A 19,643-nucleotide genomic window follows, 5' to 3' on the forward strand; every position below is an offset into this window, starting at 1 on the left:
GGGCCCTCGTACTGGATGTACTTGGGTCGGGGCCCGGTGCGGCGAGAGTGCGTGCATGCCGTCGCGCGGCAGACGGGAGTTTGACGACAGGGCCTAGACGCTGAGTGAGATCGCAGCGCCCACACCACCCAGGCCCAGGGCGACGGCGGCCTCCGCCCAGCCGCCCCTGCCCCAGCGGAAGAAGCGGTCAGCGGCCAGCCGGCCGGGGCCGATGGCAGCGACGGCCAGGGCGGCGACAGCGATCGCCACGTTGTACTCCACACCTCCGTCCGTGTCCCATGGGCCGTGGGCGGCGGTGACCGTCACCATCGCGTTGATCATGACGCCGATCAGGGCGGCAGCCGCGAGCGGCGTCAGCAGCCCCAGGGCCAGACCGAGACCGCCGAGCAGCTCCGACAAGCCCCCGATCACCGCGAACAGCTTTCCCGGGCGATAGCCCAGAGCCTCGAAGGCCTTGCCGGTCGCGGTCAGACCACCACCTCCGAAGAGGCCGAAGACTTTCTGAGCGCCGTGAGCGGCCATGAACAGGCCAAAGGCCAGCCGGAGGAGGAGCAGGCCACAGTCGGCTGCGGTCACCATCGGCCCGGCGGCTGCCGCGGTGGGCGCCGTGGCGGTGGAGTGCGCTGCCGATCGCGTGGAACGAGGAGAACGGTTCAGGATGCGTTTGATCAACATGACAATGATCCGGTTGGAGCGCCGAAACGGGCGTTTCCCCCAGCTCGGTCCGCTGCCGAGCAACCGATGACGGGTGGGTGCGCGCGCCGCACGGCATCACAGCGCACGCACGCCTCACAAGCGATCCTTGTGGTGCGGGCCGCGTTGTGCATCCGGGAGGCCCGGCGCTGGGGTGGGTACGGCGAGACGTTCCGGTGGGTTGAGAGTGCGGGGTGTGCCCGTACGACGGCGCGCCCGGCCTCCGAGCAGGACTCCTCGTGCCGTCTCGTGCCCGGTGGTGATCACAGCGCGGTCGACGCCACCGGTCGAACGGCTACCGCCGACGTCTGAAGAGGTCGTGGCGCTCGTGGCGGGTCAAGCCCGGCCGAGCGTGGCCTCTTCTTCAGCCTGGAGACTGCCGCTGCGCTGGTAGAAAAAGGCCCCCTGTCCGAGGACCAGCAGAACGTTCGCGCAGGCCAGGGCGAGCCACAGGGCGGTCAGGCCGCCGAGGGTCGAGACAGGGACGGCGGCCAGGGCCAGCAGGCCGTAGCAGACGGCGAAGACGGCCAGGCTGGGCACGGTGTTCCTGATCGCGATGAGCCCGAAGCCGAACACCGCCTGCAACGCGTCTGTGACCGTCACCAAGAGCAGCAGGGGCAGCAGCGGCAGTACCTGATGCCGGGCCACGGGATCACGCGTGAAGAGGGAGAGCACCGGTCCGCGCAGCACCGTTACGACGCATCCGAGCAGGAGCACCGCACAGAGGGCTGCGACGACCGCGGCGCGCATTCCGGCGCGCAGGCCGCGTACGTCTCCTGCCTTCAGGTAGGGCGCCATCAGGGGGATGGTCGCCTGGCCGATGGCGACGGCCGCCGTGAACATGAGGTTGACCAGGGACACGGCGATGCTGTGGGCGGCGGCGCTCACGGTGCCCACCCGCGCCGCAGCCACGGACAGCACACCGAGGACGGCGAACTTGATCAGTACGGTAGCGGCGAGCGGTACGCCGACACCGGCCAGCTTCAGCACTGCGCGGGCGCTCGGGCGGCTGAGGGCGAGCCGTCGGCCGGCCAGGACGGTGGACCGGCGCAACCCCCGGTGCGCGCGACCACCGCGCTGATCAGGCTGGAGACGAGCATGGCGACTCCCGCGCCCGGCAGCCCCAGCCCGGGGAGCGGGCCGACGCCGTTGACCAGGGTCACGGACAGCAGCACGGCTGCCGCGGTTCCGGTCATGCCGGCCCGCATCACCAGCCGGGAACGGCCGAGGCCGACAAGCGTGGACGTGGCGGAGTTGCCGACGGCTGCCACCAGGGCACTCGCCGCCAGCAGAAGGGGGAACTCGCCGAGCGCCGACAGCGTGGCCTGCGGGACGCCGAAGACTAGGCCGATCAGCGGTACGGCGCAGACGATCGCCGCGCCCAGCAGCCCGGTGACGATGCCGAGCCACATGCCGTCGCGCACCACCGGCAGGAGGCCGTCGGGATCGTCGTCGTGGGCGGCCACGAAGGGCATCACCCCGCGCATGGCGCCGGCGACGGTCGCGGTGACCGGGGTGTACACGGCCATGGTGAGGGCGAATGCGGCCAGGGACGCGGTGGCGTGCCGACCGAGTACGGCCGTGTCCACCAGGCCGCCCGCGGAGGAAGCGATCATGGTCAGGTAGAGAGGCAGGGCCGCAGTGGCGGTACGCCGGACCAACTCCCGGGCGGCAGCGCGGGGGCGCGAGGCGGTCTCCTGGGTCACGCCCATGCCGCCCCCTGCCGTACGGTCCCCGGCCCGGCCGCACGTCCTGGCCCGGCGGTCACCTCTCGCTCTTCGAGCAGCGCGAGCCGGGCGCCCCGGGAACTCTCGACGTGCAGCTTGCCGTGCCTCACGGAAAGCAGCGTGGTGCCTGCCGAGGTCGGGCCGGTCCATGGGGACACCGGTTCACGACCTCCCAGCGGATCGTTTTCGGTTCTCGCGCGGCTCGCCCCGGTGCCTGCGGATTTTGGCCTGCCGGCCGCGGCGGCCGAGGAACGCCACGTCCCCCCAGGGCAGCAGTCGCGTCCGGTACCCGCTGCGGTACTGCCGCCCTCCGTCGGCCGACACGGCGGAGTGTGCCTGGGTGGAACCCTGGTCGTCCAGGTGGTCAGTCGCTGCGCACGGCACGCACAAGCCCCGCGGCGAATCTTTCGCGCCCCCCGCAGGCGCCGGCCCCAGTGTCTCCTCGGCCGCTAGCTCACCCACGCCCTTGACCCCTGGCCTCCCGAGGCGGGAACGGATCGCGCTGCGGGGTTGCTCGAGGAACGCGACGCCGATCAGGGTGATCAGGCCGCCGAAGAGCTGAGCGGTCTCCGGCTCTTCACCGAGCCACACATAGGCCACGATCAAAGCGGTCACCGGCACGAGGTACAGCGCCGCCGTGGCAGCGGTGACGGTGAGCCGCGCCACGGCATAGCCCCAGACGACGAATCCGGCGGCCGACGGCAGAAGGCCGAGGTAGACAGCGGCCAGGGTGGCGTCGGCCGGCGCCTCGAGGAGGGCATGTACGGTGGAGGGAGCCAGCGGGAGCAGCAGCGCCGTGCCTACCCACATCGCGTAGAGGGTGACCTCCAAGCCACTGTAGCGGCGCAGCAGAGGCTTGATGGCGAAGTGGTACACGGCCTGGGCCACCGCGGCCGCGAGCACCGTCCAGGCCGCTGCCGTGTAACTGGCCTCACCGGTGCTTGTCGCGATGACGGCCGTTCCGGCGAGCGCGACGAGTGAGCCGACGATCCCGGCCGGGGTCAGCCGCTCGCCGAGAAGGACCGCGGCCAGCAGTGCGCTGATCGCGGGCACGGCCGCGACGATCAGCGCCGCGGTACCAGCCGGCACGTGCAACTCGCCCCAATTGAGCAGCAACTGATAGGCACTCATTCCAGACGCGCCCACTGCGAGTATCCGAGGGAGGTCCCGACGGGCGGGAGGGCGCACTTTCACCCAGGGAAGCAGGGCTGCGAGCGCGGCGGAGGCCACCACCAGACGCAGCAAGGAGAGCTGAGTCGGCCCATAGCCCTCCAGGGCAACCCGTATGGCGGGGAAGGCGCTGGCCCACAACCCCACAGTCGCGGCGAGGGCGGACAAGGTTCGATTGAGCTGCACCCAGCCGACTCTGCCGCCTAACATTCAGAAGGTCCAGTTATGGTTTCTTTCCTGAAGCGGTAGGTAGCCTTCTTGTTGGATGTACGCCGCCTCCGGCTGCTCGCCGAGTTCGCCGCACACGGCACCGTCGCGGGCGCCGCGAACGCTTTGCACCTCACGGGTCCAGCTGTGTCACAGCAGTTGGCGGTTTTGGAAAAGGAGGCCGGTGTCCAGCTGCTGGTCAAGCGCGGCCGCAGACTTGAGCTCACCACCGCGGGGCGGCGACTCCTCGACCACGCGCATGTCGTCCTGGGCAACCTCGCTGCGGCCGAGTCCGACCTCGCCGCCCTGCGGCGAGGTGAGCGCACCAAGGTGCGTATCGCGGCTTTCTCCACTGCGGCGCGCGTCCTCCTCCCCCGGCTCTGGCCCGATCCGCACCTGGCTTCGGCCTACGACGCGCCCCTTGTCCACCTCGTCGAGCACGAACCGCATGCTGCCGAGAAGGCCCTGCGCCGGCACGAGGTCGACATCGCCGTCACCCACACGTACAGCCTGTTGCCCCGTCCACTGCCGCCGGGCTGTGAACAACGCCCTTTGTTCGAAGAGCCCGTTCACCTTCTCCTGCACGCAGCGGACGCGGCCCGCCACGGCCTGGATGCGGGAGCGCCCGTCGATCCAAGACTCCTCGCCGAAGACCGGTGGTTGCTGCCGGGGCCCGAGACCGCCTGTCACGAGATGACGCAACGCATCTGCGGGGCGGCCGGCTTCGTCCCCCAGGCGGTTGCCGTGGCGAACGACTTCTCCGTACTGACCGCTCTGGTGGCGCGGCGTGCGGGCGTCGCCCTCATCCCCTGGCTGGCCCTGCCGTCCCCCTCCTCGGACCTCAGCGTTCACCCGCTGACGCCCTCGGTCCATCGCCGCGTCCAGGCTGTCCACCACCTGGGAACGGGCCGACGGCCCGAGATCAGCTACGTGCTGGACGCCTTGTGCGTCGCTGCTGCCGGAATGGGTGTCACGTCAGCGGGTGCGGCAACTAAGCCTTCTGCTGGACCAGTTACTCAGTACTGACCCGGCACTTGAGGCTGGAGCGGGGGGCTCGGCTGGGCCCTGGGCTGGCTATGCTGTCGATCATGACCAGGGGTGTGACCACTGAACTCGCCGTCCTTGACGCCTCGGAGCTGACTGACGATCCAGAGTTGGAGGTTCGGTTTGCGGCATCGGCCCACCAGATCATGGCGGATCTGGTCAGTGGAGGTGCCGCGCTGGGCTGGGTCGAACCACCCTCGCGGGATGAGGTGGGGGACCTTCTCGGCCAGGTCGTCTCCGCGGTGCGGGCCGGAGATGCGGCCCTGCGTGCCGCTTATCTCGACGGTCAGCTGGTCGGGTGGGGCTACTGGCTGCGCTACGCCCGACCGACTCATCGGCCACATGCCGATCTGGAGAAGATCGCGGTGGATGCGGCTGTTCATGGTCGTGGTGTCGGACGGGCACTGGCCACGGCCTTGATCGCTGACGCCCGGGAGGCGGGTATCGAGGTCCTTACCCTGGACGCCCGCGGCGACAACATCAACGCCCTGTACCTTTACCGGTCGCTGGGCTTCACCGAATACGGCCGTCTGCCCGACTTCGTCGCCGTCGGCGAACGCCGCTACGACAAGGTCTTCTACATGCTGGACTTCCGCCGGCAAGGCTGACCAGTGCCACGCACGAAGCCCGGCGGCAACCTGCCGGCGCTTCGCGATCTTTCACTTTCACAGCCCGGATCTCGCCCGCACCGCACGCGGCGACGGCCTCGGCCGGGTTATGGACGGTCGACTCCGACGCGCCGAAGCACGGTGGCAGGGCCCGCCAAGCGCAGCCGCTGACCAGCAGATAGATGATCGCGGCGGACACCGCCTCGTCATCGATGTCCGCGACCCCGCCGCCCTGCGGTCACAGCCGCGCAGGCGGCGGGCGGCAGGCCGGCTCGGCGCCGGCACCGGCGCTTCAGGTTCCGGGGTTCGGGGCGTCCGGGGTCCCGGAGGCGGCGCGGCGTTCGGCTTCCGTGCGGCCGCCCCACACGCCGTACCGCTGGTCGGACGCCGCGGCGAAGCCGGCGCACGGAACGCGCACCGGGCAGTACCGGCAGATCTCCCGTGCTCTCTGCTCGCGCCGGCGCCGCGCGGAACCCCGCTCACCGGGCGGTGAGAAGAACACCGAGCTGTCCATGCCCCGGCAGGCGGCCTCGGCCTGCCATTCCCACGTCCGCAGAAGCGGCTTGAGCTGCGTCGTCATCGGCTGGTCCTTCCTTTCGGCTGCGGTCTCATGCGGGGGGGGTCGTGTGGGCGGATGCGTGCGGGGTCAGCTCACCGCGTGGACGGCGTCGCGGATGAGCCGGGTCACAGCCGTGGGCTGCGAGAGAGTGACGGCGTGCGAGGCGCCGTCGATCTCGACCACCCGTGCCCCGGCCCGCGCGGCACCGAAGCGCTCCACATCCGGAGCGATCACCCGGTCCGCGCCGGCCACCAGGGCCCACGAGGGCTTGGTCCGCCACGCGGCGGCAGTGGCCTTCTCCTCGAAGGCCGCCAGGGCCAGCGCTGGTTGACAGGAAGCGAGCACCTCGGCGACCGGGGCGGAGACATCGGCGGCGAACACCGTGGCGAACGCCTCCACGCCGAGGGTGACCTCGACGCCCTCACCGCCACCGGGGACGGGGTAGCTCCACCGCTGGAGGCCGCCCGCCGGTTCGGTGGCCGGGAAACGTCCCTGCAGTTCGCCGAGGCTCTCCCCCTCCTCCAGCACATAGGCGGCGACGTACACCAACGCGACGACGTTGTCGGCGGTGCCCGCCACGGTGATCACTGCGCCGCCGTAGGAATGCCCGACCAGAACGACAGGGCCGTCGATCTGAGCGGCCACCGACGCGATGTGCGCGGCGTCGGCGGCGAGGCCGCGCAGCGGATTCGGCGGAGCGACGACCGGGATGCCGTGGCTGTGCAGCTCGGCGACGACGCCGAACCAGATCGCCGTGTCGGCGAACGCTCCGTGGACCAGGACGACGGTGGGGGTGGGGGGCATGGCGGGGTTCCTTCCCGGTTCACGGGTGTGTCGGCGAGGGGGGCGGGCGCTGGTGTGCCCGGCGGCCTCGACGGCTTCGCATGGGTGGCCTCATGGGCAGTGGTGGGATTCGGGGCTTCGGCGGCGGGAGAGTCCGGCCGGGGGCGTCTGGCGGTGGCAGGTGGGCGGCTCAGGCGTCGGAGGCCGCGGTGGCCTGCCACTCCTTGGGGGTGATGCCGTAGGTCTGCCGGAAGAGGCGGCTGAAGTGGGAGGGGCTGGCGAAGCCCCAGCTGTGGGCCACGGCGGCCACGGTGCGGCGCCGTGCGCGCAGTTCGGCGCGGCAGGCGTCGAGTCTGCGCTGCCGTATCCAGGCGCTCACGGTGGTGCCGCCGGACTGGAAGAGCTTGTGCAGGTAGCGCACCGAGATGTGGTGTGCCCGGGCGATGGACTCGGGCGCGAGGTCCGGGTCCATGAGGTTGTCCTGGATGTGCTGCTGGATCCGCGTCAGCATCTCGTGGGCCCCGGGGGCGGAGCGCCGTCCGCGCGTCTGGAGGACGTCCCCGACGAGGAGGGCCACGAGGTCGGCCGTGTTCAGGGCGAGGCGCCGGCCGCCGGTCAGGCGCTGGTGGAGCGGCGTTCTGGCGAGTGCGGTCAGGAACTGCGAGACCAGCGACGTCAGGCCGCTCCGCCCGCTGAGGTGGGTGTGCGAGACCTCGTACAGGTCGGCCGCCGACGCGTCCAGCAGGCACAAGGGAATACGGAAGAGGGCCAGGTTCTCGCCACGGGAAAGGAGGTCGGGGCAAAAGGCGGCGCCGATGACGATGTCACCGGGCTCCAACCGCAGAAGGGAATCGTGCGGGAAAAGCACCGGTTCGTCGGAGACGTTGACGGCCAGATACAGGTGGTCGTCGTCGCCGGCGGTCGGCCAGGGCAGGTTGATGAAAGGGCCTGAATCATCTCCCGGGGCCGTACCGGACGGCTCGTGTTCGGGGGTTTCGGGCATGGCAGGGGTGATCGACCGGGTCACATCGGGCTCCCGTCGGTTTCTTTTCATGTTCAGTTCTTCAAAGAGGAAGCCGGAAGCCGGATTCAGGCGTTCACGTCGGTGTGATCCACTGGATCCGGCTGCTCGGAGAGGAATGCGCCGACGACGTCGTTGAAGGCCGGCGGATTCTCCAGGAAGGGAAAATGCGAGTTGGCCACCGTGGTCGGGAAGACATGGAGCCGCGCGCCCGGGATCCGCTGGGCGACGAACTGCTGTGACCGCGGGTGGACATGACTGCCGTCGCATCCGATGACCAGCGTCGGCACATCGATGCGGGGCAGCACGTCCCGCCAGTCCTGGGCACAGTGGTCGAAGAGCAGCGGCACCCCCGCGTGCGCCGGGGTGGCTCTGATCTGCTCGGCCACGAAGGAGAGAATCCCGGGGTCGGGGTCGCCGGAGAACATGCCGCGGACGAACTCGTATCGCGCCTGTTCACCGCCCGGACCGGCAAGCTCCGCGCCGAGCGCGACCAGACCGGCCACATCGAAGATGGCACCCGACCGCTGTTGCTCCTCGACCGACATCCACGGCACCGCGGCGACGGCCGCGGGCTGGTCCACGGCGACGAATCGCCGGATACGACCGGTGCCGTACTGGTCGACAAAGCTCCACCACACCGAGGCCCCCATCGACCAGCCCAGGGCGTCGAACCGGTCCAGACCCAAGTGGTCGGCGAGGTCCAGCACATCGGCCGCGAAACGAGCGATGCGATAACCGTGGTACGGCTTGTCGGACACCCCGTGTCCCCGGAAATCCAGGGTGATGACGCGGCGCTCGGGGGAAAGTCCCCGCACCTGGTGACGGAACATCTCCTGCGTCTGTCCCCAGCCGTGCAGCATGACCAGAGGGAATCCCTCTCCCCCGGTGTCCTGGTACGCCAGGCGTACTCCGTCGCTGGTCGTCAGCTGGTCCACGGCCCCCACGTCAGCTCCTCCTCGCACTCCGCCGCCACGACGTGCTCCGCGGCTCCGGGTTACGGCTTTGTTTCACGGGGCCGGCCTCAGGACGGCCCCGCATACGGAAATTCTGTGCCACCCGACACCTCGCGCACCACCGCGCTCCGTAGTGATCGACCGGCGAAATCTTCGTCATTCTGTAGGGGGCTGGTACCGCACCCCGGCGCCGCGTAGTAATCGGCCGGCGCGCATTTCGTCACTCTGTAGGGCGGGCCCGGTTCCGCCCGGCACCGGTGCCGTCCCGCGCTCTCGTGCACGGGGAGGCAGCCCCGTCATACGGCGGGCTGGACGTCGGTCTCCGCCTGCAGCAGCTCAAGGGTGCGCAGGCCCAGGTGCAGAACCAGCCGGTCACCGCCGCTGTCGAGGTCGAGGCCGGTGATCTCCTGGATCTGGCGCAGCCGGTAGTAGAGCGAGGTGCGGTGGATCTGCAGGGCTTCGGCCGTGCGCGGGATGGACCCGGCGTGTTCGAGGAAGCACCGCAGCGTCTCCTCCAGGCGCTGGCCGCCGGGGCTGTCCAGCAGCAGGCGCAGCGGCGTGGGCAGCAGTGACGGGGTCAGGGCGTGCTCGGGTACCTGGAGGAGTACGGCGAGTTCGCCCAGCGATTCCCACGCGCCGACGCCCTTGAGGTGGGGCAGGCGGCGTGCGGCGCGGGCCGCGACCTGGGCCTGGGCGTGCGAGGTCCAGGCGTCGGCCAGACCGTCGTGGGTGCCGCCGATACCGAGTACGGGGGCGGCCGAGGCGTCGAGATAGGTGGTGAGGGCCTCCCGGACTGCTGTGGCCTGGTCCGCCAGTTCCTGTGCGCTCAACGGCCGGGCCGAGACCTGGAGAAGGACCGCGCCGTCCGGGGTGGCGGCCATGACGCCGTCCGCCGAGCGGGTGCGCACGAACCCCTCCAGGGACGCGCGCAGCGCGATCTCCACCTGCCCCGGCGGCTCCACCGAGCGGGAGACCTGGACGACGCTCACCACCGCGTGCGGGGCGTCGGGCAGAACACCTCCGTCCAGGATCTGCCGACGGGCCGCGGCGCGGGCCGCCTCACCGGTGCCGAGGAGGGAGTGCAGTGTCTCGTGGAGATCCAACTCGCTGGCGCTGGCGGCGAGTTGGTCCGCGCGGAGCTGGGAGGTGATCGCCGGCACCGCCGCCGCGACCGTGTCGGTCTCCTCGCGGGTGAGCGTTCCCTCCGGTGCGACGACCATCAGCAGGCCGAGCAGTTCTCCGCGCTCGCGCAGCGGAACGCAGTAGCGGGTGCGCAGCCCCAGATCGTCGCGGCCCTCGATGAAGCCGGGTTTCGGCCAGCCGGCCACACCCTGGTCGAGGACGTAGCGAATGGCGACGTCGTCGGCCCGGCCGCGCAGCAGGCTGCGTATGCGGACCGGGTCCTCGTCGCCGAAGTGCTGGCTGGAGCAGATCAGCCGTACCAGGGGGTCGTCGACGACCACGGACCGTTCCAGCCGTTCCGCGAGTCGCTCGATCAGTTCCTGCAGCGCGTCGCTGCCCACCCGGACTCGCAGTCGCCGCTCGGCCATGGCGTCTCCCTTCCTCCGACTCGGCATTTCTACAAGCCGTGAAAGGGGTGGTTCAAATGTTCAACAGGATGCGGACGGCCTTGCCGGAGGCCTCGGGACCTGCCAGGTCGAGGCGGTACGCCGGAGGTACGGACGCGTCGGCGGCACGCTGAGGCGGGAAGACGCCGGGCGATTTCCTCACAGCGCACCGCCCCTGGTCCCCGAGTGCACAGAAGGGCTGCCGTGCTTGCTGTGAGACGTCCGCCGGCACCCGCCCAAGAGTGCACTCACAGCACAATGCCGGTGCACTCGGAGAACATCGGGACGCGCGCGTCGACGACCCACCGCGCACTGCCGCCCGGAGACGACGCGGACCGGGGACGGCCCGGAACGAACGGGGCGGCCCCGGTCGGCGGTGGGAGTGACGCGCCAGGGGTCAGCAGGTGCGGCCCACGTAGTGGGCGCCCTGGATCTTGGCGGCGGAACCCAGCCAGGTCCTGCCCGGCGCCACGCACCGCTCGTAGTCGGGTGCCAAGGCCACCTCGACCTTGATCACCACGTGGGAGCCGTCGGAGGTGCAGTGGTTGTAGTAGGCGTCGGAGCCGGTCTCGTAGAAGCCGCAGGGATCGGCGGCGGCGGGGGTCGCGGTGGCGGTGCCGGCGCCCAGGAAGGCGAACGCGAGGGCGAGGGAACCGAGGGCACTGGTCAGCTGACGACGGACACGCACGACGAACTCCTCGTGGGGGGTGCGGGAGGGAAGAAGCTGTGCCGCCGGGGCGGCGGGGCCGCCCGGTCGGGCACGCGCCCATGTTCACGGATCCAGGCGGCCCGATGCTCCAGCTGCCTCCCGGTTTCACCCGCCGAATCATTTCCTCGGTAGGCCATCCGGGTCACGCGTCCGGACGCACGCCCGGAACCGCCGTAGGCCGACAGAAGAAGCGACAACTGCCCTCACGCCGCGGGTCGCCGGCCGATCGGGTCCAGTGCCGCCGTCACCGTCTTCTTCAGCGCCTGGGCGTCGGCGCCCGCGCGGGAGCGCAGGTTCACGCCGTAGGCGAGCAGGGTCAGCAGGTCGGCCGCTGCTGCCGGATCGGCCCCTGCGGCGAGCTGCCCCTGGGCCTCGGCCGTGACGAGCGCGGCGTACATCGCGTCCCGCAGCTCCTGGTGGTGCTGGTCGAGGAGGGCGCGGACGCCGGGATCGCCGTTCTCGGCGCCGGCGTGCGCGTTGGAGACCATGCAGCCCCAGCGGGCGTACTCGCCCGAACACCGGGCCTCGATCAGGCCGTCGAAGAAGTCGACCACGGCGGGCAGTCCACGGTCGTCCTGCGCGAGCCGACGGAACATGGGCCGGGAACGCCGCTCGACATAGCGGCGGAGTGCGGCGAGAAACAGCTCCTGCTTGCCGCCGAAGGTGGCGTACAGGCTGGAGCGGTTGAGGCCGGTCGCGGTCACGATGTCCTGGATCCCGGTCGTGGCCGCGCCCTGCTTCCAGAACAGCCGCACCACGGTGTCCAGGGCCGTGTCCGGGTCGAAGTGCTTGATGTCCGCCATGTGCCGCCCCGCCGTCTTGAAGTGACGCTTCGTGGAGTGACACTATCTTGGAACGAGCGTTTCAAGAAACGTGACCGCGCGTCATCCTGCGGCCCGCCATCAGCATCAAGCCGTTCCCGGGAGCAAGGACACATCATGAGCAGCCTCAACACCGAACTACGCGCCTTCTACCAGGCCCGCCGGCAGCAGATCCCCGCCGAGATACGGGAGGTCATGCGGCGGGCCGGCCAGGAGCTGGCCGACTCCGGGCAGGCCGACCGCGCCCTCACCGTCGGCGACCGGGCCCCACGCTTCCGCCTGCCCTCCGCGACCGGGCGGACGGTGGCCCTGGACGACCTGCTCGCCACGGGCCCGGTGGTCCTGACCTTCTACCGCGGCGCCTGGTGCCCGTACTGCAACATCGCCCTCCGCGCCCTGCAGCAGCACCACGCCGAGATCACCGCGCGGGGCGCCCGGCTCGTCGCCGTCTCCCCGCAGATCCCCGACGAGTCCCTCAGCCTCACCGAGAAGCACGGCCTCGCCTTCGACGTCCTCAGCGACATCGGCTCCGACACCGCGAAGCAGTACGGTCTCGCCTTTGACCTCCCCGACGACCTCGCCGCCGTCTACGACAGGCTCGGCTTCGACCTCCAGCGCGTCAACGACGGCCACCCGCGCACCCTGCCGCTGCCGGCGACGTACGTGATCGACCGGGCGGGCACCATCCGCTGGGCCTTCGTGAACAGCGACTACACCAGCCGCGCCGAGCCGGCCGACATCATCGCGGCCCTCGACGCGCTGGACTGACGACCGATGGTGACCACGGGGCGCGAATGGCCGGTCACCGCTTCAGCGCCTAGAAGCGCTGCCGCTTACAAGGGCTTAACTCGCGGGCCAGTAAGGGACTTTCTTGCCGTCACCTCTTGACGGGTCTGGTCCAGACCTTTAGGTTCACCGGCCAACAGCATCTACGCATACGACCAGCATGCACGTACATGAACACCTTCGTTCATGCCCGGCCCTTCCCGGGCCCGGCCGAGAAGGGAGCATCGGATGCAACAGGTGAGATCCGGCGCGGCGCGCGTCCCCATGTGGCTGGCCTTTCTCCTCGCGGCGCTGGTCAGCCTGACAGCGCAGCCACCCGCCCACGCCGCGGCAGCCGCGGAGCCGTTCCGCGTCCTGGCGCTGTACAACGGCACATGGGATGCCGCACACATCAGCTTCGTCCGCGAAGCCAACCAGTGGTTTCCCCAGCAGGCAGCCGCGAACGGCTTCACCTACACCGCCAGCAACAACTGGGATCTCCTCGCGAACGGAGGTGTCAACAACTACCAGGTGGTCCTCTTCCTCGACGACCTGCCGCAGTCCTCCGCCCAACGAGCGGGCTTCGAGAAGTACATGCGCAATGGCGGCGCCTGGATGGGCTTCCACGTCTCGGCCTTCACCACCGACGCGCAGAGCTGGCCGTGGTACCACAACCAGTTCCTGGGCAGCGGGAACTTCCGCTCGAACACCTGGGGGCCGACCACGGCCGTCCTACGCGTGGAGGACCGTACGCACCCCTCGACGCGGAACCTGCCCGCCACCTTCACCTCGTCCGTGAGCGAGTGGTACAGCTGGTCCAACGACCTGCGCCAGAATCCCGACATCAAGATCCTCGCCTCCGTCGACCCCAGCAGCTTCCCGCTCGGCACCGACCCCGACCAGACCTGGTACAGCGGCTACTACCCGATCCTGTGGACGAACACCAAGTACAAGATGCTGTACGCGAACTTCGGCCACAACGCGATGAACTACGACACCAACACGGCCCTGTCGTCCACCTTCGCCAGCGCCACGCAGAACCAGTTCATCCTGGACGGGCTGAAGTGGCTGGGCGGAGCGGCATCGTCCCAGCCGCCCACGGACGGCATCTCCGAGACCGCCTGGTACACGCTGCGCAACGCCGGGAACGGGACGTGTGCCGACGCCCGTGCCGCCGGCACGGCCAACGGGACCGTCATTCAGCAGTACACCTGCAACTCCACCACCGCACAGCAGTTCCAGTTCCGGTCCACCGACAGCGGCTACACACGGATCGCCGCACGCGGCAACCCGCAGCAGGTCATCGACGTCGTCGACCGTTCCACAGCCGACAACGCGCCCTTGCAGCTGTGGTCCTACAGCGGCGGCACCAACCAGCAGTGGCTGCCGGTGAAGGAGGCCACCGGGCGGTACCACTTCACCGCCCGGCACAGCGGAAAGTGCCTGACCGCGTCCGGCACGGCCGCCGACAGCGTCCAGCTCACCCAGCGGACATGTGACGGCTCCGGCGCCCAGAGCTTCCAACTGGCCCCCCAGCCCTGATCACTTGGCCACCCAGCGCCGCCGCCCCGATGCCAGGTCCGCCACCCAGCCCGCGGACACACATCGGGGCGGCAAGGGCATCCGCGCGGCAGCCGACGACGCGGCGTCAGGCTCCCGTCGCCGGCATCGGAGTGGACGCGGTCCGGGACGCGGCCTGTGACATGCCTCGCCACGGCGATGGCGGGCAGTGACCCGGCGAGCAGAGCGGCGCCCGCGCTGAGGTCGGCGTAACCGAGTCGCCCTGGGCCGGCGGACGCGGTGCGGGTCGACACGGCGGACGGCAGCCGGGCGCTGGTCCCGGCGGCCGTCGGCATGGAGCCGCGCCACGCAGAGCGCCGGGACGCGGCGTCGCGGAGCCGTTCCGCGGCCTCGCGCTGTAGATCGGCGCATGGGATGCCTCAGCGTCAGCGAACGCGCCGGCCTCGCCGCCGTCACGGCGGCCCTTCGCCCGCCTGTTCCAGCGGGGCACCCGCCCGAGCTTCTGGCAGTGCCGGCAACGTGCCTGCGTCCCGCGCTCCTTGCGGCACCTGGCCGCGGGCATGCGCATGCCGGTCACGCGGATCGCGACCCCGCTGGGCTACGACAACCCCGCCGCGTACACGGCCGTCTTCGAGAAGCTCCTCGGCCGGCCGCCGACGGCGTTCAGAACACCGGCGTCACGGGTGCCTGATGACTCGCTCACAGCGCCTGACGGATGGCGTGTGCCAAGTCGGCCGCGCTGGTGAGGGCGATACGGGGCTCGTCGACGAGAGCGGTGTCGATGACCGCGGCCAGTCGGCGTGGCAGCGTGGGCAGCCGGTCGCGCACGGGCACGGCCGGCTCGCGCAGGACGACGGCGACGGGATCGGCACCGGGCGGGAAGTCGCGCGGGGGTGAACCGGTGAGCATCCAGTACAGACAGGCCGTCACAGCCCACAGATCGACCTCGGGCAGCGCGTACTTGAAGTCGATGACCTGGCCGCGCGGCATGAAGGCCAGGCTGCCGCCCATCGCACCGGTGAGGGTGTGGCCGGACAGGCCGGCGCTGTCGAACGCCTTGGACAGGCCGAAGTCGGCGACTTTGACGGTCGCGTGGTCCCTGGCCCCGGTGAGCAGGAGGTTCTGCGGTTTGATGTCACGGTGCACCAGTCCCCGGTGCGTCGCCGAGGTCCCGTCGGCAAGCCGTACCGGCACCTCCGCCGCATGCGCGTAGTGCAGTCCGCGGAGCGCCTGAAGGGTCACGCCCACCGCCTGGTCGACGCGCAGTCTGCCACCGGCCCGGGCCACGAGGTCGGCGACACTGCCCAGACGGCAGAACTCGCAGGTGAAGTAGAAGGTGCTGCCGTGCACGCCACCGCCGTGGAAGGCGACGACGTGGGGGTGGCGCAGGGCGCGCGTACAGGCGAACTCGCGCAGGAAGCCGTCGCGGGCGGAGGGGTCGACGGCGCGGTGGGCCAACAGGGTCTTGAGGGCGAGGAGTTCGCCGGTCTCCTCGTTCCGGGCGAGGTGGACGACGCCCTGGCCGCCGCGGCCGAGTTCCTGGAGCAGCCGGTAGCCGCGGATGCCGGTGAGTTCCGGCTCTCCGGCCTCGGCCGCGTCGAGCAGCGTGTGCGTCGCGTCGACGGGGTCCCTCGCGTCAGCGTGCTCGGTCGAGGGCTCCTCCGCCTGGACGGAGACGCGCAGTACCGCGCCGCCGACGCGGATCTCGTCGCCGTCGGCCAGGTCCCGCCCGGCCGGTCCTGGCGCCAGCCGTTCGCCGTTGACGTAGGTGCCGTTGCGGCTGCCGAGGTCCCGCACCCGCAGGTGCGGCGGATTGACGTCGAGCAGGCAGTGGTGGCGGGAGGCTTTCGTCTCGGTGCGGGCCAGCCGGATCCGGCACTCGCTCGCCCGGCCGACCAGGCAGGTGGTGCGGTGGGTGAAGACGTACGCCGCGGCCTCGGGCGCGCCGCGAGGGGTCACGGTGACGGAGGACGGCATGTCACCAGCTGTAGTCCCAGTCGAGTTCCCAGCAGCGCACCGAGTCGACCCCGGCTGCCAGCAGGCGGCGGCCGTCGGCGCTGAGGGCCAGGCCGTGGACCTGGCCCTGGTGTCCTGCCAGGACGCGCAGCCGCCGCCCCTGGTCCAGGTCCCACACGTGTACCTCCTGGTGTGCGAGGCCGGTCAGGGCGAACCGGCCGTCGGAGGTGAGCGTGAGGGTGAAGATCAGGCCGGGGTCGCGGATGTCCTGGAGCACGCGGCCCGTGACCGGGTCGAGGACGACCAGGGTGTTGAATCCGGCGATCACCGCGCGCCGGCCGTCCGCGGAGGTCACCAGCGCGTTGATGCCGTAGTGGCCGTCCACCGTGTGGATCCGGCGCCCGGTCGCGGCGTCGTAGGAGTGCACGCTGGAGTGGCCGTACTCCAGCAGGGTCCGGCCGTCCGGGGTGAAACGCAGGCCGGCTCGGTCCGGGCGCCCGGTGTGCCGCCACAGACGCTTCCCCGAGGCCAGGTCCCACCCGCAGAGTTCGTCCTGGTCGTAGCGGCGCTCCCGGTCCTCTTCGGCGCCGGCGCATGCGTTCGACGCCCCGTACCGGCCGTCGGGGCTGATCGCGACCGAACCCACCGGCGCCTGGTGGGCGCGGAATCCGAAGGAGGGCTTCGCGTGGTCGTGGCGTCTCGCCACGTCCTCGATGTCCCAGCGGCACAGATGTCCGCTGTCGTCGCCGGTCAGCAGCCATGCGCTGTCACCGGCCAATGCCACGGCCACGATCCCGTCGTGCGGCAGCGTGACGGTCCTGTCGTCCCGCAGGTCGAGCAGGGCGGCCTCCCCCAGGCCGTGGACGACGGCTCGGGTGCCGTCGCCGGTCATCAGAAGGGCCGTTCCGGCTGTGGCCGTTGAGGCGATCACGCGGTACTGCCGTGCATGGGCGGCGTCGCACAGCAGGTACCTGTCCCCGTGCAGCGCGGCGAGGAACAGACTCGTGTCCCCGACGAACGCCAATGCCGAAGGGTGGGCGACGCGCCCGGTGAAGTCGAACGTCTGCCAGGCACCGAGCAGTCCCGTACGGCGTCCGTGCCGGCCCAGCGCGTTCCACGCGTGCAGCAGGTCGGGATGCCGTGCGTGGCCGGGCACCGCCCGCGCGGTGCGCAGACACGCGGCCGACTCCGCGTGGCGGCCTTCGACCGCGAGCCGTTCGGCCTCGCGCATCGCCGCCCGGAACCGCCCTGCGTGATCGGACAGTTCACCGGCGGCCCGGGGCCGGGCGTAAGCCCACGGTGCACGGTAGCCCGGGACCGGAAGGGGTTGCACCCTGATCTGCCCGCTGCCTCTCAGCGGCAGTACGGCGTAGCGGCCGTCGGCGCTCACCGCCAGCTGGTGCACGTACCGTGCTCCGCCGTCGTCGAGCGTGCGCAGGCAGCGACCGGTCGCCGTCTGCACCACCCGGAGCGGGCTGTCGCCCCCGACGACGGCCTGGGAGCCGTCGGGCGTGAGGGCGAGCGCCGTGACATCGGTCAGGGTGTGGGGCACCTGGGCCGCGATCCGGCCCGTCCGCACGTCCCACAGCACCATCGGCCCGCCCCACACCTGCACGGCGTACCGCGCACCCGGGGCCACGGCGGCTCTTCTCACGAAGCCGCCCCAGGCCGAGTGGAGGGGATTGGTCCGCGTCTCGGTGAGGACTGCCCCGCACACGCCTGTGGTGACGTCCCACAGGCGGATCTTGTCGTCCCGCAGGTCGCCGGCCGTCAGCGCGACGGCGCCGTCGTCGCTGAGCTCCAGCACGGTCATCCGCTCCACCTGGCTCCGGACCGGCCCCAGGAGTCCCCCCGTGCGCAGGTGCCAGAACCAGAGGGCGCCGTCCGTGTGAACGGTGGCGCCGACCGACCCGTCACCGCTGAGCGCGACCGCCGTGACGCCCGGGGCGACGGGGCCCTGCGGCAGGGGGAGCCGCTCACCGTGAGCGAGGTCCCACGCCTCCGGCGGGCCCTGCTCGCGGCCGACCAGGCCGATGTGTCCCTCGGCGTCCATGGCGGTCGCCACGACGCCCGGACCCTCGGACGTCAGCTCCCGCACGCAGCGGCCGCTCGCCGTGTCCCACAGCCGCAGGCTGCCTTGGTGGTCGCCGGACAGCACCAGGCCCCCGTCGGCCGTCACCGCCACGGCGCGCACGCCGGCCTCGTGGCCGGCGAGGACCACCGGGCGCCTGCCCGGATCGCGTGTCAACTCCGCCAGCGCACCCGCGGTCTCGGCCGGATCCGTTTCCCCCGGGGCTGCCGGGCGGAGCAGTTCGGCTGCGCGCTCACGGTCGTCGCGCTCAAGGTGGACCGAACCGATCAGCCGCGTGCCCAGAGCGTCGTCCCCACCGGTCTCACGGGCGGATTCCAGCTCGGCGATGAGGTCGAGATCGGTCTTCTGCGCGGTACGCCACCGGTGCAGGCCGAAGTTGTAGGTCGCGATCAGATGGTGGGGTTCCGCCGTCATCGCCTCCCGCCACCGTGCCTCGGCCTCCTCGGTGCGCCCGAGGTCGAGCAGGGACAGCGCCTGGTTGGAGAGCCCGTCCGCCAGCAGGGCCGCCGCCTCCGGAGCTCGTCGCGGGAACGGTGTGCCGGTGAGGTCGCCGTACACGTCGCACAGGACGCCGGCGGCTTCGTCCAGCCGAGCCGGCCGAGCCGTCGCGTCGGTCATGAAGCACTGGCGCAGCAGTCCCACGACCGCCGGCGGCATGGGTGGCACGCGGGGGTCGGACGGGCCGGCGTCCAGCAGCGCTTCGAGTACCTCGGCGGCGGCTTGGCCGTACCGGGTGGGACGGCGGCCGGTGAACATCTCCAGCACGGTCAGCGCCCATGACCACACGTCTGTCGCGGGGGTCAGCCGGATCTCCCGGTGTCCGGCCGCGGCGAGCGCCTGCTCGGGGGAGCAGTAGGCCGGTGTCATGCCTCCGAAGGTGACGGCGGACGCGGCGGCGGGCGCCCCGTCGGTGTCCGCCGGGCGGGCTCCGGCCAGCCCGAAGTCGGTGACCTTGGCGGTTCCGTCGGGTTCGAGCATGATGTTGGCGGGCTTGACGTCCTGGTGGACCAGGCCGGTGTCGTGGGCGTGTTGAAGGCCCCACGCAGTCTGGACGGCGACGTCCAGCACTCGCGCGAGGGCAGCCTGCGGGCCGCCCTCGTAGAGGCTGCGGCCGGTGACCGCCTCGGCGAGGCTGCCGCCGTCGACCCACTCGGCGAACACACGGGGCAGACCGTCGACCGTGCGGACGTACGCGCAGTTGACGGTGTGCGGGTGCAGGCCCAGGCCCACCCAGGTGCCGGCTTCGGCCTCGAACCGGCGCCGGCCCGCCTCGGAGGCGACCAGCTCCGGGCGGGGCGTCTTGACCGCGAGGTCCACGTTCCAGCCGCGGTGCCGGACGCGGTGGACCACCCCCATGCCGCCGCCGCGCACGTCGTCGAGTACCTCGTACAGACCGAGGACCACCTCGCCGGGCCGCCAGGTACCGAGGGCCATCGTCGTGCC

19 protein-coding genes and 1 pseudogene are annotated in these 19,643 nt (G+C 71.2%); 5 read left to right on the forward strand and 15 right to left on the reverse strand.

The genetic code is table 11. The annotated features are described in order from the left end of the window. Positions 1-93: 93 nt before the first annotated feature. The 5 genes from AB0L21_RS35775 to AB0L21_RS35795 form a co-directional block, all read right to left on the reverse strand. Positions 94-579 (reverse strand): DoxX family membrane protein, encoded by a 486-nt coding sequence (locus AB0L21_RS35775; protein WP_365703801.1) that lies wholly within the window; start codon positions 577-579, stop codon positions 94-96. A 450-nt stretch (positions 580-1,029) separates the two neighbouring features. Then, positions 1,030-1,683, reverse strand: a complete 654-nt coding sequence (locus tag AB0L21_RS35780) for an MATE family efflux transporter (RefSeq protein ID WP_365788347.1) — start codon at positions 1,681-1,683, stop codon at positions 1,030-1,032. Further along, the gene (locus tag AB0L21_RS35785) at positions 1,677-2,405 is read right to left on the reverse strand and encodes an MATE family efflux transporter (protein ID WP_365788348.1); all 729 of its coding nucleotides are present in this window, start codon (positions 2,403-2,405) and stop codon (positions 1,677-1,679) included. The genes AB0L21_RS35780 and AB0L21_RS35785 overlap by 7 nt, the downstream gene beginning before the upstream one ends. Then, positions 2,396-2,530: a hypothetical protein gene (locus AB0L21_RS35790; protein ID WP_365788349.1), complete on the reverse strand. Its 135-nt coding sequence runs from the start codon at positions 2,528-2,530 to the stop codon at positions 2,396-2,398. Before AB0L21_RS35790 ends, AB0L21_RS35785 begins: the two co-directional genes overlap by 10 nt. Positions 2,531-2,582: 52 nt before the next feature. Beyond that, a complete protein-coding gene (locus AB0L21_RS35795; RefSeq protein WP_365788350.1) occupies positions 2,583-3,800 on the reverse strand; it encodes an EamA family transporter in 1,218 nt (405 codons plus the stop codon). 51 nt (positions 3,801-3,851) lie between these two features. On the opposite strand from AB0L21_RS35795, the gene AB0L21_RS35800 reads away from it, so the two are divergent. Continuing rightward, entirely contained in the window at positions 3,852-4,823 is a 972-nt protein-coding gene (locus AB0L21_RS35800) for a LysR family transcriptional regulator (protein WP_365788351.1), read from the forward strand. Between the two features lie 62 nt (positions 4,824-4,885). Continuing rightward, a complete protein-coding gene (locus AB0L21_RS35805; RefSeq protein ID WP_365788352.1) occupies positions 4,886-5,449 on the forward strand; it encodes an N-acetyltransferase in 564 nt (187 codons plus the stop codon). On the opposite strand, the pseudogene AB0L21_RS35810 reads toward AB0L21_RS35805, so the two are convergent. From AB0L21_RS35810 to AB0L21_RS35845, 8 genes and pseudogenes are all read right to left on the reverse strand, one after another. Then, positions 5,355-5,711 (reverse strand): annotated as a pseudogene (locus AB0L21_RS35810) (transposase); the annotation flags it as partial. The gene AB0L21_RS35805 and the pseudogene AB0L21_RS35810 sit on opposite strands and share 95 nt — an antisense overlap. A 30-nt stretch (positions 5,712-5,741) precedes the next feature. Next, positions 5,742-6,029, reverse strand: a complete 288-nt coding sequence (locus tag AB0L21_RS35815) for a WhiB family transcriptional regulator (RefSeq protein WP_365703718.1) — start codon at positions 6,027-6,029, stop codon at positions 5,742-5,744. A gap of 66 nt (positions 6,030-6,095) precedes the next feature. Then, the gene (locus AB0L21_RS35820; protein WP_365788353.1) at positions 6,096-6,812 is read right to left on the reverse strand and encodes an alpha/beta hydrolase; all 717 of its coding nucleotides are present in this window, start codon (positions 6,810-6,812) and stop codon (positions 6,096-6,098) included. Between the two features lie 169 nt (positions 6,813-6,981). Then, positions 6,982-7,794 carry a helix-turn-helix domain-containing protein gene (locus tag AB0L21_RS35825; protein WP_365788354.1) on the reverse strand — a complete coding sequence of 271 codons (813 nt, stop codon included), beginning with the start codon at positions 7,792-7,794 and terminating at the stop codon, positions 6,982-6,984. A gap of 86 nt (positions 7,795-7,880) precedes the next feature. Further along, positions 7,881-8,750 (reverse strand): alpha/beta hydrolase, encoded by an 870-nt coding sequence (locus AB0L21_RS35830; RefSeq protein ID WP_365788355.1) that lies wholly within the window; start codon positions 8,748-8,750, stop codon positions 7,881-7,883. Between the two features lie 314 nt (positions 8,751-9,064). Further along, entirely contained in the window at positions 9,065-10,318 is a 1,254-nt protein-coding gene (locus AB0L21_RS35835; RefSeq protein ID WP_365788356.1) for a helix-turn-helix domain-containing protein, read from the reverse strand. A gap of 415 nt (positions 10,319-10,733) precedes the next feature. After that, a complete protein-coding gene (locus tag AB0L21_RS35840) occupies positions 10,734-11,024 on the reverse strand; it encodes a DUF6355 family natural product biosynthesis protein (protein WP_365788357.1) in 291 nt (96 codons plus the stop codon). A 224-nt stretch (positions 11,025-11,248) separates the two neighbouring features. Further along, positions 11,249-11,848: a TetR/AcrR family transcriptional regulator gene (locus tag AB0L21_RS35845; RefSeq protein WP_365703730.1), complete on the reverse strand. Its 600-nt coding sequence runs from the start codon at positions 11,846-11,848 to the stop codon at positions 11,249-11,251. A gap of 135 nt (positions 11,849-11,983) precedes the next feature. On the opposite strand from AB0L21_RS35845, the gene AB0L21_RS35850 reads away from it, so the two are divergent. The 3 genes from AB0L21_RS35850 (at position 11,984) to AB0L21_RS35860 (ending at position 14,898) form a co-directional block, all read left to right on the forward strand. Beyond that, positions 11,984-12,634, forward strand: coding sequence for a peroxiredoxin-like family protein (locus AB0L21_RS35850; protein WP_365788358.1), 651 nt, complete (start codon positions 11,984-11,986; stop codon positions 12,632-12,634). Positions 12,635-12,880: 246 nt separating this feature from the next. Then, complete coding sequence (locus tag AB0L21_RS35855) at positions 12,881-14,173, forward strand: ThuA domain-containing protein (protein WP_365788359.1); 1,293 nt, start codon at positions 12,881-12,883, stop codon at positions 14,171-14,173. A gap of 380 nt (positions 14,174-14,553) precedes the next feature. Beyond that, the gene (locus tag AB0L21_RS35860) at positions 14,554-14,898 is read left to right on the forward strand and encodes a helix-turn-helix domain-containing protein (protein WP_365788381.1); all 345 of its coding nucleotides are present in this window, start codon (positions 14,554-14,556) and stop codon (positions 14,896-14,898) included. Here the strand turns inward: AB0L21_RS35860 and AB0L21_RS35865 are convergent. Together AB0L21_RS35865 and AB0L21_RS35870 are read right to left on the reverse strand one after the other, a co-directional pair. Further along, complete coding sequence (locus AB0L21_RS35865) at positions 14,852-16,129, reverse strand: protein kinase (RefSeq protein ID WP_365703736.1); 1,278 nt, start codon at positions 16,127-16,129, stop codon at positions 14,852-14,854. The genes AB0L21_RS35860 and AB0L21_RS35865 overlap by 47 nt on opposite strands. A gap of 1 nt (position 16,130) precedes the next feature. Next, positions 16,131-19,634: a serine/threonine-protein kinase gene (locus tag AB0L21_RS35870; protein WP_365788360.1), complete on the reverse strand. Its 3,504-nt coding sequence runs from the start codon at positions 19,632-19,634 to the stop codon at positions 16,131-16,133. Positions 19,635-19,643 lie beyond the last annotated feature (9 nt).

The organism is Streptomyces sp. NPDC052721, from assembly GCF_040678315.1.
Lineage (GTDB): Bacteria > Actinomycetota > Actinomycetes > Streptomycetales > Streptomycetaceae > Streptomyces.